14 protein-coding genes are annotated in these 12818 nt (G+C 74.2%); 6 read left to right on the forward strand and 8 right to left on the reverse strand.

Annotated features, from left to right (window positions below; translation table 11 throughout):
- Positions 1-52 precede the first annotated feature (52 nt).
- From ACIOJE_RS34470 to ACIOJE_RS34505, 8 genes are all read right to left on the reverse strand, one after another.
- Complete coding sequence (locus ACIOJE_RS34470; protein WP_400781681.1) at positions 53-1627, reverse strand: MFS transporter; 1575 nt, start codon at positions 1625-1627, stop codon at positions 53-55.
- Complete coding sequence (locus tag ACIOJE_RS34475) at positions 1624-2229, reverse strand: helix-turn-helix domain-containing protein (RefSeq protein WP_280685683.1); 606 nt, start codon at positions 2227-2229, stop codon at positions 1624-1626. The genes ACIOJE_RS34470 and ACIOJE_RS34475 overlap by 4 nt, the downstream gene beginning before the upstream one ends.
- Positions 2230-2423: 194 nt before the next feature.
- Positions 2424-2816: a cell division protein SepF gene (locus tag ACIOJE_RS34480; RefSeq protein ID WP_280685684.1), complete on the reverse strand. Its 393-nt coding sequence runs from the start codon at positions 2814-2816 to the stop codon at positions 2424-2426.
- A 270-nt stretch (positions 2817-3086) separates the two neighbouring features.
- Positions 3087-3602 (reverse strand): DinB family protein, encoded by a 516-nt coding sequence (locus tag ACIOJE_RS34485; RefSeq protein ID WP_280685685.1) that lies wholly within the window; start codon positions 3600-3602, stop codon positions 3087-3089.
- A 56-nt stretch (positions 3603-3658) separates the two neighbouring features.
- On the reverse strand, positions 3659-4375 hold the full coding sequence (locus ACIOJE_RS34490) for a TVP38/TMEM64 family protein (RefSeq protein ID WP_400781684.1): 717 nt from the start codon (positions 4373-4375) through the stop codon (positions 3659-3661).
- A 56-nt stretch (positions 4376-4431) separates the two neighbouring features.
- The gene (locus ACIOJE_RS34495) at positions 4432-4968 is read right to left on the reverse strand and encodes an RICIN domain-containing protein (RefSeq protein ID WP_400781687.1); all 537 of its coding nucleotides are present in this window, start codon (positions 4966-4968) and stop codon (positions 4432-4434) included.
- Positions 4968-5765 (reverse strand): dienelactone hydrolase family protein, encoded by a 798-nt coding sequence (locus tag ACIOJE_RS34500; RefSeq protein ID WP_400781689.1) that lies wholly within the window; start codon positions 5763-5765, stop codon positions 4968-4970. Before ACIOJE_RS34500 ends, ACIOJE_RS34495 begins: the two co-directional genes overlap by 1 nt.
- A 91-nt stretch (positions 5766-5856) precedes the next feature.
- The gene (locus ACIOJE_RS34505; protein ID WP_400781691.1) at positions 5857-7101 is read right to left on the reverse strand and encodes an MFS transporter; all 1245 of its coding nucleotides are present in this window, start codon (positions 7099-7101) and stop codon (positions 5857-5859) included.
- Between the two features lie 166 nt (positions 7102-7267).
- Here ACIOJE_RS34505 and ACIOJE_RS34510 point away from each other — a divergent pair, with 166 nt between their 5' ends.
- The 6 genes from ACIOJE_RS34510 (at position 7268) to ACIOJE_RS34535 (ending at position 12768) form a co-directional block, all read left to right on the forward strand.
- The gene (locus ACIOJE_RS34510) at positions 7268-8476 is read left to right on the forward strand and encodes an ROK family transcriptional regulator (protein WP_400781694.1); all 1209 of its coding nucleotides are present in this window, start codon (positions 7268-7270) and stop codon (positions 8474-8476) included.
- 147 nt (positions 8477-8623) lie between these two features.
- Positions 8624-9040, forward strand: coding sequence for a helix-turn-helix transcriptional regulator (locus tag ACIOJE_RS34515; protein ID WP_280685691.1), 417 nt, complete (start codon positions 8624-8626; stop codon positions 9038-9040).
- 82 nt (positions 9041-9122) lie between these two features.
- Positions 9123-9569, forward strand: a complete 447-nt coding sequence (locus ACIOJE_RS34520; protein WP_400781698.1) for a hypothetical protein — start codon at positions 9123-9125, stop codon at positions 9567-9569.
- On the forward strand, positions 9566-10294 hold the full coding sequence (locus ACIOJE_RS34525) for a glycerophosphodiester phosphodiesterase (RefSeq protein WP_400781700.1): 729 nt from the start codon (positions 9566-9568) through the stop codon (positions 10292-10294). The genes ACIOJE_RS34520 and ACIOJE_RS34525 overlap by 4 nt, the downstream gene beginning before the upstream one ends.
- Positions 10295-10667: 373 nt before the next feature.
- Positions 10668-11861, forward strand: a complete 1194-nt coding sequence (locus ACIOJE_RS34530; protein ID WP_400781703.1) for an AI-2E family transporter — start codon at positions 10668-10670, stop codon at positions 11859-11861.
- 31 nt (positions 11862-11892) lie between these two features.
- Complete coding sequence (locus ACIOJE_RS34535; protein ID WP_400781706.1) at positions 11893-12768, forward strand: virginiamycin B lyase; 876 nt, start codon at positions 11893-11895, stop codon at positions 12766-12768.
- The last annotated feature ends 50 nt before the right edge of the window (positions 12769-12818 follow it).

Raw genomic sequence — 12818 nt, forward strand, 5'->3', positions numbered from 1 at the left:
CAGGCGCTCGGCTGGGGTTTCCCAGCCGAGCGTTTTGCGTGGCCGGACGTGCCTACGCGTCGGCCTTCTCCGGCGCGGACGCCTCGACCGGGGTGCCCGGGGCGGCCGCGGTGTCCAGGCCCCGCAGCAGCCGCCAGGCCATCGCGGCCGCGCCGACCAGCAGTACGGCGGCCAGCAGGCCGGCGCTGTTCATGCCGTGTACGAAGGACTCCTGGGCGCTCGCCAGCAGCGGCTCCGCGACGCCCTGCGGCAGCCCGTGCGCCGTCTCCACCGCCGCGCCCAGCGACTCGCCGGCCCGCGCCGCGGCCGCTGCGTCCGTCCCCGCCGGGACGGTGAGCCCGCTCGCGTAGATCGAGCCGACCACCGAGCCGACCAGCGCGATGCCGAGCGCGGTGCCCAGCTCGTACGCGGTCTCCGAGACCGCCGAGGCGGCGCCGGACTTCTCGGCGGGCGCGGCGCTCAGCACCAGGTCGGCGCCGAGCGTGTAGACCACCCCCTCGGCCGTCCCGACCAGCAGGAAGGACGCGGCCAGCAGCAGGTAGGTGGTGTCCTGCTGGAGCCAGCCGAGCACGCCCACGCCGAGGCCCATTGCCAGCAGGCAGCCGGTCAGCGCCGCCCGGGCGCCGGTGCGCCGCACCAGCCGGGCCGTCAGCAGGCCGCCGACCACCGCGCCGACGAAGGCGGGCAGCTCCGCCAGGCCCGCTCGCAGCGGCTCGTAGCCGCGGACCAGCTGGAGGTACTGCGAGGTCACGAAGACCACCCCGGACAGGCCGATCAGGGCGATCAGCGAGGCCAGTACGGCGGCGGTGAACCGCCGGTCGCGGAACAGCCGCACGTCCAGCAGCGGGGTCTCCAGCCGCAGCTGGCGGCGGACGAAGACGGTCAGCGCGGCGGCGCCCAGCACGAACGCGACCGGGACGTCCCAGCGGGCCACACCGTGAGCGGCGGCCTCCTTGATCGCGTAGACCGTGCCGATCACCCCGGCCATCGACAGGGCGACGCTGAGCACGTCCCAGCGGCCCGGCTTCGGGTCCTTGGACTCCGGCAGCAGCCAGCTGCCGAACACCAGCAGCAGGAGCAGGATCGGGATGTTCAGCAGGAACACCGAGCCCCACCAGAAGTGCTCCAGCAGCACCCCGCCGACCACCGGTCCGAGTGCGGCGCCGGCGGTGGCGGCCGCGCCCCAGATGCCGATCGCGGTGGCCCGCTCCCGGTCGTCCGGGAAGAGGCCGCGGATCAGCGACAGGGTCGAGGGCATGATCGTCGCCCCGGCGACGCCGAGCAGCGCGCGGGCCACGATCAGCCAGCTCGCGCCGGGGGCGTAGGCGGCCAGCAGCGAGGCGGCGCCGAACGCGGCGGCGCCGATCAGCAGCAGCTTCTTGCGCCCGATCCGGTCGCTGAGCGCGCCCATGCTGACCAGCAGGCCGGCCAGGACGAAGGAGTAGGAGTCGCCGATCCAGAGCAGCTGGGTGCCGCTGGGGCGCAGCGTCTCGCTGATGGAGGGGATGGCGAGGGAGAGGACGGTCGCGTCGAGGGCGACCACGGTGACGGCCAGGACGAGGACGGCCAGGCCGGTCCAGCGCTGGCGGGGGGTGCTGTGGGTGGGGGTGTGGACGGTACTGCTCATGGTGTATCGGTTTCCGGTGTGCGGGCCGAAGGTGCTGTGGGCGGGGGAGTGGGGGCGTCCGCTCGGCGCAGTGCGCCGCCGAGGAACAGCTCGGCGAGCGAGAAGGCGGCGTCGCGCGGGGCGAGGCGGCCGTCCTGGATGGCCCACCCGATGCCGGCGACCAGGTCGAAGAAGGCCTCGCTCAGCCAGGCGGCGCTCAGCTCGATGCGGATCACGCCCTGTTGCTGGCCGCGCAGGAAGAGCGCGTGCAGCCGGGCTATCTGGACCTCCCAGAGGTCGTTGACGCCGTCGTCGTCGTAGAGCTGGTTCTCGCCGGCCAGGAAGGCGCAGAGCGCGGCGTCCGGGACGGCGGCGTCGACGAGCCGGCGCAGCGCGGCCTCGGCGTCGCCGTCCTCGACGGCGGCGGTGTCCAGGGCGGCGGCGAAGCGGTGCAGGCCGAGCAGTCCGACTTCGCGGATCAGGGCCTCGCGGCCGGGGAAGAGCCGGTGCAGGGTCGCGCGGCTGATCCCGGCGGCACGTGCGATCTCGTCCAGGTGGGCGGTCGGGCGGCGCGAGAGTACGCCGACGGCGGCTTCCAGGACGGTGTCGCGATCGGTGGCCATGATGCGAGTGTAGGTCATCTGAGACATGGATGTCTCAAAATGACGATATGAGTCTCGGATGAGGCGTTGATCGCCAGCGTCGGGGCGGCAAAAAACCGGGGACGGCGGGTGCCGTCCCCGGTCGGGGGTGCCGCGGTCGCGCGGCCGGTTCAGCTCCGTCGGGCTCGGCTCGACCGGTCCCGGCTCTGCTGGTCTCAGCTCTGGTTGTAGAACCCGGTCTCGTCGAGCGGTCGGTCGATCACCATGACCTCGACGTCGGCCGGGGTGAGCAGGAACACCCGGCGGGCGATCCGCTCGATGCCGCCCTGGGTGCCGAAGATCAGCCCGGAGGCGAAGTCCACCATCCGCTTGGCCTCGGCCTCCTCCATCTCGGTGAGGTCCATGACCACCGGGATGCTCGCCCGGATGTGCTCGCCGACCGTGCGTGCCGCCTCGAAACCGGTCGGCCGCAAAGAGACGATCTTCGCGGGCGCGGGAGCGGACGACACCGTCTCCTGCTCGACCCACTCGTCGTCGTACACCGCGGCCGGGTAGTTCCCCGAGGGCATCAGCCACCCGTTGTGGTGCTCGTCGCGAAGTGCTCCCATGCCGCGCCTCCCTGCCTCGTCCCGTCCTGGTCCCCCGGGGGTGCGTGTCCTTTTTGACACGTCATCCACTCGTCGGAACTGTCCGAGTATCGCACTGTTCACCGGTCCCGTGCCCGCTCGCGGCCCCCGTACGAGTCGCGCCATGCCGGTTGCCCGGGCGAACCCGGGCAACATCAGCGACGCGGCGGTGCGCCGTACGGTTGCGCGCGTAGACCATATCGGTCGCGGTCGCCGCGTAATTGACCTTTTGTCAACAATGCGGAAACGATTTCACTCGCCGGTCGCGCCGTCCACCAGTTCGCGCAGGAGATCGGCGTGGCCGTTGTGTCGCGCGTACTCCTCGATCATGTGGACGAGGATCCAGCGCAGCGTCACTTCCTGGCCGCGGCGCAGCCGCTTGCCGACGGTGTCCAGCGACAGGCCGGCGCTCGCGCGGCGGGCTGCCTCGACCTCGGCGCGCCAGACGGCGAAGTCGGCCGCGACGTCGGCGGTGTCCACCCCGTTGAAGTCGCCGTCCTCGTCGGCCTCCGTCCAGAAGTGGCCGCTGGTCAGCTCCTCGCCGCACAGGATGACCTGGAACCAGTGCTGTTCCACCTCGGCCATGTGCCGGACGAGGCCGAGCAGCGAGAGGCCGGACGGCGGGACGGAGCGCAGTCGCAGCTGGTCGTCGGTCAGACCCTCGCACTTGAGTGCGAGGGTGCTGCGGTGGTAGTCGAGCCAGGCGGTGAGCATGGCGGTCTCGTCGGCGGCCATCGGCGGGTCGACCCGCGGGGAGAGTTCGGTCATGCGGGCCATCCTGGGGTCCGACGACCGGTGGGCGCGAACGATTTGCCGAGCGCCCCTCAGGCGGCCTGTGCGCGGCGACGGGCCACCGTGGCCCGCCACAGCCCGACCACGCTGCCCAGCACGAGCAGCGCGATCACCCCGGCCGACACCAGGAAGGCCGCCGAGCCCGGCTCGCCCGCGCTGGCCGCCGCCGTCACGTACACGGCGGTGGTCGGCACCACGCCGATCGCGGTGGCGAACAGGAAGGGCGGGAAGCGGACCCCGGAGAAGGCCGCGCCGTAGTTGGCAGCCTGGAACGGCATGCCCGGCAGCAGCCGCAGCACCAGCACGCTGCGGAAGCCCTGCTCGGTGAACCGCCGGTCGAGCGTGCCGAGCACCCGCCCGCGCAGGTACGGGCGCAGCGCCTCGCGGCCGAGTCCCCGGCCGAGCCCGAACGCCATGGCCGCGCCGAGCGTGGTGCCGAGCACCGCCAGCAGGACGCCCTGCTGGATGCCGAGCAGCAGTCCGGCGGCGGCGTTCAGCGCGGGCCGGGGGACGAAGGCGAGGGTGCCGAGCGCGTACACGGCGGCGAACAGCGGGGCGAACCAGTACCCGGGCATCCGGTGGGCGAGCCCGCCGTCCAGCAGCGCCGTCGGGTTCCACAGCAGCAGCGAACCGGCCGCGGCGCCGAGCAGCACCACCAGCAGCGCGAACCGCCACCACGGCGAACGCGGCGCGGGGCCGGACGGTGGCGGCTCGGCGGCGACGGGCGGGGGCGTTGCGGGTGCGGGCACCGGCCGAGCCTAACCGGTTCCCCGGAGCGGCCGGCGACCGCGTCCCGCCGCCGTGATCAGCTGTACGGCGGCTTCTCCGGGTTGTAGTGCCAGAACTGGTTGTCGCCGCTGTGGTACTCCCACTGGATCACCGGGGTGCCGTTGGTCAGGGCGCCGCCCGAGACGTCCAGGACGAGGCCGCTGTAGCCGTTCACGATCCGGCGGGGCGTTCCGGGGTGGCTGGCCGGAGGGTCGCTCCAGCTCTGGTTGGCGCCGCCGTCGCAGGTCCACTGGTCGGCCTGGGTGCCCCAGGTGGTGCTGAAGGCCGGCATGTCCAGGCACTTGCCGCTGTTCAGGTTCACCCAGCCGCGGGCGGTCTGCGTCCACTGCTGGTTGGCGCCGCCGGTGCAGGTCCAGATCCGGACCGGGGCGCCGTCGTCGGTGCGCCAGTCGGCGACCTCCAGGCAGAGGTCGTTCGGGCCCGGGTACATGCCGGTGCGGATCTCGGCGGGCCCGAAGTCGGTGGTGGCCGCCGGGGCGGGTGGGGCGGTGAGCGCCACCGTGGCGGTGGCGAGGACGGCGGTGGCGGCGAGGAGCCGGGTACGAGGGAACATCAGATCGTCCTCCGGGGGGTCGCGGATGCGGTGCGGCCGGCGAGGAATCCCAGCAGGCGTTGCCAGGAGTCCCGGGCCGCCTCGGAGTATTCGACAGCGGAGAGCTCGAAGAAGTTGTGCGGCGCGCCCGGGTAGGTGACGAACTCGTGCGGCCCGCCGGCCGCGGTGAGCGCCGCGTCGAAGGCGTCGACGGCGGCGCGCGGGATGTGTTCGTCGGCGCCGCCCCAGAAAGCCAGGATCGGCGCGGTGAGGCCGGCGGCGAGCTGGGTGGGCCCCGGGGCGCCGTTGATCGTGTCGGGGTGGCCGTAGTAGCCGACCGCGCCGGCCAGCCCGAAGCGGGGCGCGGCGGTGCGGAAGGCCTGACGGCCGCCGAAGCAGAAGCCGAGCGCGACCACCTCGGCCGGCCCGGCGGCGCGCAGCCGGTCGAGGCCGGCGGCGATGTCGGCGTCCAGGCCCTCGGGGGTGAGCGCGAGCAGGTGGGGGAGCAGGCCGGGCAGTTCGCCGAATTCCGTCGGGCGGTTTTCCGGGTCGGCTCCGGCGGTGCGGCCGTAGTAGTCGAGGACGAGCGCGGGGTGGCCCTGTTCGGCGAGTCGGGCGGCGGTCTGCCGGTAGAAGCCGGAAAGCCCCCTGTTGTCCGGCAGAATCAGGACGCCGGCCCCGGTGGCCACCTCCGGGCGGGCCAGGAAGGCGGCGAACTCGGTGCCGTCCGCCGAGGTCAGGGTGAGTGCCGAGGCCTCGGCCAGGGGCCAGAGCGCGGGAGTGAAGGCGGGCGGGGCGGCGTCGGGGTCGTAGCACACGGGGGATTCCTCCGCGGATCGCGAAAACTGCCGGACGCGGATGCGCCCGGCAGTCGGCGATATTAGCGAGGAATTCCCCGGAATTCTCTGATCATATCGCGGAGAGATCTTTATTGGAAGTGCTTTCCGGTGACATTGCGGTCACATTCCCGGCGGCGTCGGTGGAATTCGGCTCGGCCCGGCGCAGGGCTCCGGCGCTCAGCAGCAGGGCGAAGGCGAGTGCGGTGACCAGGCCGAAGGAGACGGTCAGCGAGGTCGCCTGGGCGAGGGCGCCGATGATCGCCGGGGCGACCAGGCCGGAGGTGTAGGTGACGGTGGCGACGCCCGCGATGGACTGGCTGGGGTTGCTGCCGATCCGTCCGGCCGCCGCGAAGGCCAGCGGGACGGTGACCGCGATGCCGACACCGATCAGGGCGAAGCCGGGGATGGCGAGCGCCGGGCTGTCGGCGGCCACCACCAGCAGGCCGCCGGCGGTGGCGACGGCGCCGCCGAGGCGGGTGGTGCGGACGGCGCCGAGCCGGCGGATCACCGCGTCCCCGGCGAGGCGGCTGGCGGCCATGGTGAGCGAGAAGGCGGTGTAGGAGGCGGCCGCGACGGTGGCCGAGGCGCCGGTGACGTCCCGCAGGTAGACGCCGCTCCAGTCCATCGAGGCGCCCTCGGCGAAGACGGCGCAGAAGCCGACCAGGCCGATCGCCAGCGAACTGCGCGGCGGCAGTGCGAACCGTGGCGGCGCCTCCGCCTCCTCCGGCGCCCGCAGGTCGGGCAGGCCCCGGCAGATCGGCTGCGCCAGGGCGAGCAGCACCAGCGCGGTGACGGCCAGCTGGAGCCGGGCGTCGAGGCCGAGGTGGGCGGCGAGGATGCCGAAGCCGGAGGCCAGCAGCCCGCCCGCGCTCCACATCCCGTGCAGCCCGGACATGATCGAGCGGCCGAGCCGTTGCTCGATCTCCACGCCCTGCGCGTTCATCGCGACGTCCGCCATCCCGGCCGTGGCGCCGTAGGCGAGCAGCGCCGCGCACAGCACCGGCAGTGAGGGGGCGAGCGCGGGCAGGGCGAGGGCCAGGCACCAGAGCGAGATCAGTCCGCGGACCGCCGCCCGGCCGCCGTAGCGGTGGACGAACCGGCCGGCCAGCGGCATCGCGAGGGAGGAGCCGATGGCGGGCATCACCAGGGCCAGGCCGAGCTGGCCGGGGGAGAGGTCGAGGCGGTCCTGGATCCACGGGATGCGGGTGACGAAGCTGCCGCTGACGGCGCCGTGCACGCCGAAGACCAGGGCGATGCTCGCCCTGGCCCGGCGTGGGGCGGTCAGCGGCTCCAGTGGCTGTGCGGTCGTGCTCATCCGGTGGTCCCTCCCGGGTCGCGCGTGGTGGGGCGCGACGGTGCCCTGTGGGTGGTGTACGTGTACCCCGTGCGGTCCGCGCGGCGGAGTCAGCCGTCCGGCGGAGGGTTCGATAAAATTATCAGGAAGGGACCCTGATAGAAACACTCTGGAAGGATGAGCGGCCATGACCACCGCGCGTTCGGCCACACCGAGCACAGCCCGGGCGATCAACGACCGGCTGGCGCTCAACCTGCTCCTCGAACAGGGCCCCCTGACCGCGACCGAGTTGCGCGACCTCACCGGCCTCTCCCGGCCGACCGTCGCCGACCTGCTCGACCGCCTCCAGCGCACCGGCCTGGTCGCCCTCGTCGGCGAACGGGGCGAGCAGCGCCGCGGCCCCAACGCCAGGCTCTACGCGCTGGTCGCCTCCCGCGCCCACATCGCCGCCTTCGACGTGCGCTCCGGCGGCGTCAGCCTGGTCGTCGCCGACCTCGCCGGGCGCACCCTGGCCGGCGCCGAGGTCCCGGTCGAGGAGAGCGGGGCGCCCGACCTCGCCGGGCGCCTCGTGCGCACCCTGCTGGACACCGCGCGCGGCGTCGGGGTCGAGCGGCTGCACACCGTCGCGGTCGGCGCCCCCGGGCTGGTCGACCCCGCCACCGGGAGCCTCAACAGCACCGGGAAGCTCCCCGCCTGGCACGCCGACCTGCTCGCCGAACTGCGGCGGCTGCCCGGCACCGACGTGATCCTGGAGAACGAGGTCAACCTGGCCGGCCGGGCCGAGTACCGGATCGGCGCCGCCCGCGACCGCGACACCTTCGTGCTGCTCTGGCTCGGCCACGGCGTCGGCGCCGGCGTCGTCCTGGACGGGCGGCTGCGCCGCGGCTTCTCCGGCGGTACCGGCGAGATCGGCTTCCTGCCCGTCCCCGGCACCGGCAGCCTGCCCAGCGCCACCGGCTGCGACGGCGGCTTCCACAGCCTGGCCGGCAGCGCCGCGGTCTGTGACCTCGCCCGCGCCCATGCGCTGCCCCTCCCCGCCGGGGACGTCCTCGCGGCCGGGGACGCCCCCGCCGCCGAGGCGGCCGTCCGCGCGGCGCTGACCGCACTCGGCCCGGGCGAGCCCGGCGGGCCGTTCCTGGACGCGCTGGCCGAGCGGATCGCCATCGGCGCGGCCGGCATCTGCGTCGTCCTCGACCCGGGCTGCGTGGTGCTCGGCGGCGAGATCGGCCGGGCCGGCGGTGCCGAGCTGGCCGGCCGGGTCGAACGGCGGCTGGCCGAGCTCTCCCCGCTGCGCACCGAGGTCCGGGCCGGGACGGCGGGCGGCGGCGCGGTGCTGGCCGGGGCCGTCCTCACCGCCGGGGACGCGGTGCGGCGGGACCTCTTCGGCGAGCCCTGACCCGGCTCGCTTGGCGGCCCCGGCCGCCGGTACGGCAGGATGACGGCGACGGCCCGCCCCGGGTGCGCCGTCCCCGTGCCCCATGGCCGGTGTCATCCGCAGAGCCAGAGTCAGAGCCAGAGCCAGAGTCAGTGTCAGGAGTCGCACATGGGCCAGCCCGAGGCGCCGGTCAACCCGTACCGCATCGGCGAGGCCGCGGCGCTGCTCGGCGTCAGCGCCGACACCCTGCGGCGCTGGGTGGACGCCGGGCGGGTCGCGGCCGAGCGGGACGAGCACGGCCACCGGATCATCCCCGGCGCCGACCTCGCCGCCTTCGCCCGTGAGCTGGCCCGGCCGGAGAACGTCGAGGCCGAGGGCCGCCCGTCCTCGGCCCGCAACCGCTTTCCCGGGATCGTCACCAACGTGGTGCTCGGCGACGTGGCCGCCCAGGTGGAGATCCAGGCGGGGCCGTTCCGGGTGGTGTCGCTGATCAGCCGGGAGTCGGCGGAGGAGCTGAACCTCGTCCCCGGTGCACCCGCCACGGCGGTCATCAAGTCCACCAATGTGATGATCGAACGGCGCTAGTCCGTAGTCCCCAGTCCCGTACCGAGTCCCGCCCGTACCGAGTCCCGCCCGATCCGGTTCCGAACGAGAGGCCCCGCCAGGGATGTCCCACCCGCACCTGCCGACCACCCAGAGCGCCGTCCGCGCGGTCGAGGAGCTGGCCGCCCGGCACGGCCGGGAGGTCCGCGCCCAGCACGACATCGGCCGCGACCAGACCTTCGCCGGCCTGGCCGGCAACTACGGCGGGGACGGCGAACCCGCCCCGATCCCGCACGAGGCACTGCTGGAGTTCGGCGGCCGCCCCGAGATCGCCGTCCGCCTGTTCACCCACGACGAGGCCGTGGTGACGCTCGACGGCATCGCCTTCGACGTCCGGCGCGACAGCGTGCCCGCCTTCCTCAACTCGGTCTGGAGCGGCCTGGTGCACGTCAAGGCGCGGACCTTCCCGCCGTCCACCACCATGATCGTCACCGTTCCCGGTGAGCCCGGCTACCGCGAGAGCGTCGGCATGCGCGACCTCACCCCGTGGATCGCGGGGCTGATCCGATGACCGCCGCAGACCGCACCGCCCCCGCCGACCGCCGCCCGGTGCTCGCCGTCGCCCACCGCGGCGATCCGTACCGCCACCGCGAGAACACCCTGCCCTCGATCGAGTCCGCGCTCGCCGCCGGCGCCGACGCCGTCGAGGTGGACGTCCAGCTCACCCGCGACCGGGTGCCCGTCCTGCTGCACGACCGCACCCTGGAACGCCTCTGGGGCGACCCGCGGTCGATCGGCCGGGTGACCGCCGAGCAGCTCGACGGGCTGCGCCAGGGGCCGCTCGTGGTCCCGACCCTCGCCGAGGCGATCAAGGTCGTGGCGGCCGCCGACGGCCCCCGGCTGCTCATCGACCTCGACGACCCCGGCCCCGCCGCCGCCACCTGGTCCGTCGTCACCGACCTGGGCGCCGAACGGCTGGTCGCCTTCTGCGGTCCCGCCACCGCCATGCTCGCCGTCCGCGCGCTGACCCCGGACGTCGAGATCGCCCTCACCTGGACTCAACCCCGGCTGCCCGTCCGCGCCCTGCTCGACGACCTGCGCCCGCGCTACCTCAATCCGCCGTTCGGCCTCGTCACCCCCGAGTTCACCGCCGCCGCCGCGGACGCCGGGCTCGCGGTCTCCACCTGGACCGCCGACCTGCGCCGCACCATGCGCCGGCTGCGCGACACCGGGGTCGCCTCCATCACCAGCAACCGGATCGACGTGCTGCGCGCCGTCCTGGACGGCCGCCGGTAAGCGTGCTGACCCCTCGGGAACCGGGCGGTGCCCTGCCGACCCGTCAGCACCTGCTCACCCGCAGCACCCTGGAGCCCCTCGCGGTGGTCCGCCACCTCGGCGGCTCCTTGGAGGAGAACTGACGTCCGGCGCTCGAAGGCCGGTGTCAGGGCGAATCGCTCGATGAGGTGAGGCGCGCCGATCGCTCTGTACGCGACGTACGGGGGCGGATTGAATCGGCTGCACCGTTGACCGGCGGCGCCTCTCCCGGCGGTGGGCCGGGCATCGTGTCGGCCCGGGCCCGCCAGGGGTGCCGGCGAAAAGGGGCGCGATGTCGGGTGGTCTGTTGAGATGGGGCGATTCGGACTCGTCGACGAGCCAGGCGGAGGTGGCCGTGCCGGAGCAGCGTGCGGATGAGGAACGTGCGCGAGCGGAGCAGCCGGTGGACTACGCGCCGGACCACCGCAGGCCGTATCTGATGCTGCCGCCGGTGGTCCGGCAGGCGGCCGCCTGGTCGGCGGCGGTGATCCTGCTGCTCTCCGTCGCCTCGCTGCTGGTCTTCGCACTGGTCGAGCTGCGGGCCGCCACCGTGCCGGTGGTACTGGCGCTGCTCGGGACCTCGCTGCTCTACCCGGCGGTGCCGTGGATGGTCCGGCGGGGCGTCAGTCGGGGGCTGGCCGCCGGGCTCACCTGCGTGCTGCTGGTCGCGGCCGTCTGCGGGGTGATCGCGCTGCTGGTCAACGCGCTGGTGCACAGCGCCCCGCAGATCGCCGAGTCCCTCCAGCAGTCCGGCAGCAGGCTCGCCGAGTGGCTCGGCCCGACCGGCGAGAAGATCCGGCACGCGCTGGACAACGCCAAGGGGGAGACCAACTCGCTGGTCTCGACCATCACCAACGGCGTGCTGTCCGGGCTGGGCCTGGCCACCCAGCTGATCGCCGGCGGGGTGCTGGCGCTCGCGCTGGTGTTCTTCTTCCTCCGGGACGGCCACCGCACCGGCGACACGATCCGCTCCTACCTGCCCGAGCGCAGCGCCGAGACCGTCACCGCCTGCGCCGAGCGGGCCTTCGACGCGATGGCCGGCTTCATGCGCGGCACCACGCTGATCGCGCTGATCGACGCCACCTTCATCACCATCGGTCTGGTGGCGCTCGGGGTGCCGGGCGCGCCGGGGCTGGGCGCGCTGGTGTTCATGGGCGCCTACATCCCGTTCGTCGGGGCCTTCCTGTCCGGGGCGGTGTCCGTGCTGGTCGCGCTCGCCGACGGTGGGCTCGGGACGGCGGCGTGGGCGCTCGCCGTGGTGATGGCGGTCCAGCTGATCGAGGGCAACGTCCTCCAACCCCTCATCCAGAGCCGGACGGTGGAGCTGCACCCGGCCACCATCATGGTCGCCGTGGTGGCCGGCTCCGGGATCGCCGGCATCCTCGGGGCCCTGCTCGCCGTGCCGGTCTGCGCTGCCGGGGTGGGCATCGTCTCCGTCCTGCGCGGCGTCCCCGCCCCGCGTGCCGCCCGCCGTGCGGGCAACGGAGGCAACCCGGTTGCCGGGGCCGGGACGGGCGTGCGAAGATCTCTAATGCGACGGAAGTCGTGATAGCGGCGAGGGGGTTCGCATGGAACGGGTCATGGAGCTGATCGAGGTCGCCGAGGAGGGGGCCGGACCGTACGGGGTCGCGGTGGGGCCGGACGGCGGCGTGTGGTTCACGCTGGTGCACACCGGGGAGATCGGGCGGCTGGCGGCGGACGGCACGGTCGAGCGGTACGGGCTCGGGGCGCCGGAGTGCGGGCCCTCGGTGATCACCGCCGGCCCGGACGGCGCGCTCTGGTTCACCCGGATGCGCGACCACCGGATCGGGCGGATCGACACCGACGGGAAGGCGGGTTCCTTCGCCGTGCCGACGGCGGGCGCCGGGCCGTACGGGATCGCCGCCGGGCCCGACGGGGCGCTCTGGTTCACCGAGCTGAACGCCGACCGGATCGGGCGGATCACCGTGGACGGCGAGGTGACGGAGTACCCGCTGCCGCAGCCCGGGTCCTTCCCGTCGCTGATCACGGCGGGCCCGGACGGCGCGCTCTGGTGCACGCTCAACCAGGCGAACGCCGTCGCCCGGATCACCGTCGGGGGCGAGGTCGCCGTCCACCCGCTGCCCACCGAGGGCACCGCCCCGGTCGGGATCACCGCCGGGGCGGACGGCGCGCTCTGGTACGTCGGCATCGGCGGCGGGTTGGTCGGCCGGATCACGGTGGACGGCGAGGCCACCGAGTACCCGCTGGCCGACCGGGCGGCCCGGCCGCACGCGATCACCTGCGGACCGGACGGCCGGCTCTGGTTCACCGAGTGGGGCGCCGGCCGGATCGGGGTGCTCACCGTCGACGGACACCTCGACGGCTACCGGCTGCCCGGCCCGGGCGCCGAGCCGCACGGCATCGCCCTCGGCCCGGACGGCGCGGTGTACGCGGCGCTGGAGCGCGGCGCGCTGGTACGGCTGGCACCGGCGTAGGGCGGGCCGTAGGGCCTGTCTTCAAACCCCCGCCTGCGTGGCGGCGTTGG

Origin of the sequence: Kitasatospora sp. NPDC087861, assembly GCF_044742585.1 — a bacterium.
GTDB lineage: Bacteria > Actinomycetota > Actinomycetes > Streptomycetales > Streptomycetaceae > Kitasatospora.

Excerpts from the sequence above, each read along its gene's own strand:
- ACIOJE_RS34470 (WP_400781681.1), bottom strand. The coding sequence starts at position 1,627 with ATGAGCAGTACCGTCCACACCCCCACCCACAGCACCCCCCGCCAGCGC.
- ACIOJE_RS34475 (WP_280685683.1), bottom strand. The coding sequence starts at position 2,229 with ATGGCCACCGATCGCGACACCGTCCTGGAAGCCGCCGTCGGCGTACTC.
- ACIOJE_RS34480 (WP_280685684.1), bottom strand. The coding sequence starts at position 2,816 with ATGGGAGCACTTCGCGACGAGCACCACAACGGGTGGCTGATGCCCTCG.
- ACIOJE_RS34485 (WP_280685685.1), bottom strand. The coding sequence starts at position 3,602 with ATGACCGAACTCTCCCCGCGGGTCGACCCGCCGATGGCCGCCGACGAG.
- ACIOJE_RS34495 (WP_400781687.1), bottom strand. The coding sequence starts at position 4,968 with ATGTTCCCTCGTACCCGGCTCCTCGCCGCCACCGCCGTCCTCGCCACC.
- ACIOJE_RS34505 (WP_400781691.1), bottom strand. The coding sequence starts at position 7,101 with ATGAGCACGACCGCACAGCCACTGGAGCCGCTGACCGCCCCACGCCGG.
- ACIOJE_RS34510 (WP_400781694.1), top strand. The coding sequence starts at position 7,268 with ATGACCACCGCGCGTTCGGCCACACCGAGCACAGCCCGGGCGATCAAC.
- ACIOJE_RS34515 (WP_280685691.1), top strand. The coding sequence starts at position 8,624 with ATGGGCCAGCCCGAGGCGCCGGTCAACCCGTACCGCATCGGCGAGGCC.
- ACIOJE_RS34520 (WP_400781698.1), top strand. The coding sequence starts at position 9,123 with ATGTCCCACCCGCACCTGCCGACCACCCAGAGCGCCGTCCGCGCGGTC.
- ACIOJE_RS34525 (WP_400781700.1), top strand. The coding sequence starts at position 9,566 with ATGACCGCCGCAGACCGCACCGCCCCCGCCGACCGCCGCCCGGTGCTC.
- ACIOJE_RS34535 (WP_400781706.1), top strand. The coding sequence starts at position 11,893 with ATGGAGCTGATCGAGGTCGCCGAGGAGGGGGCCGGACCGTACGGGGTC.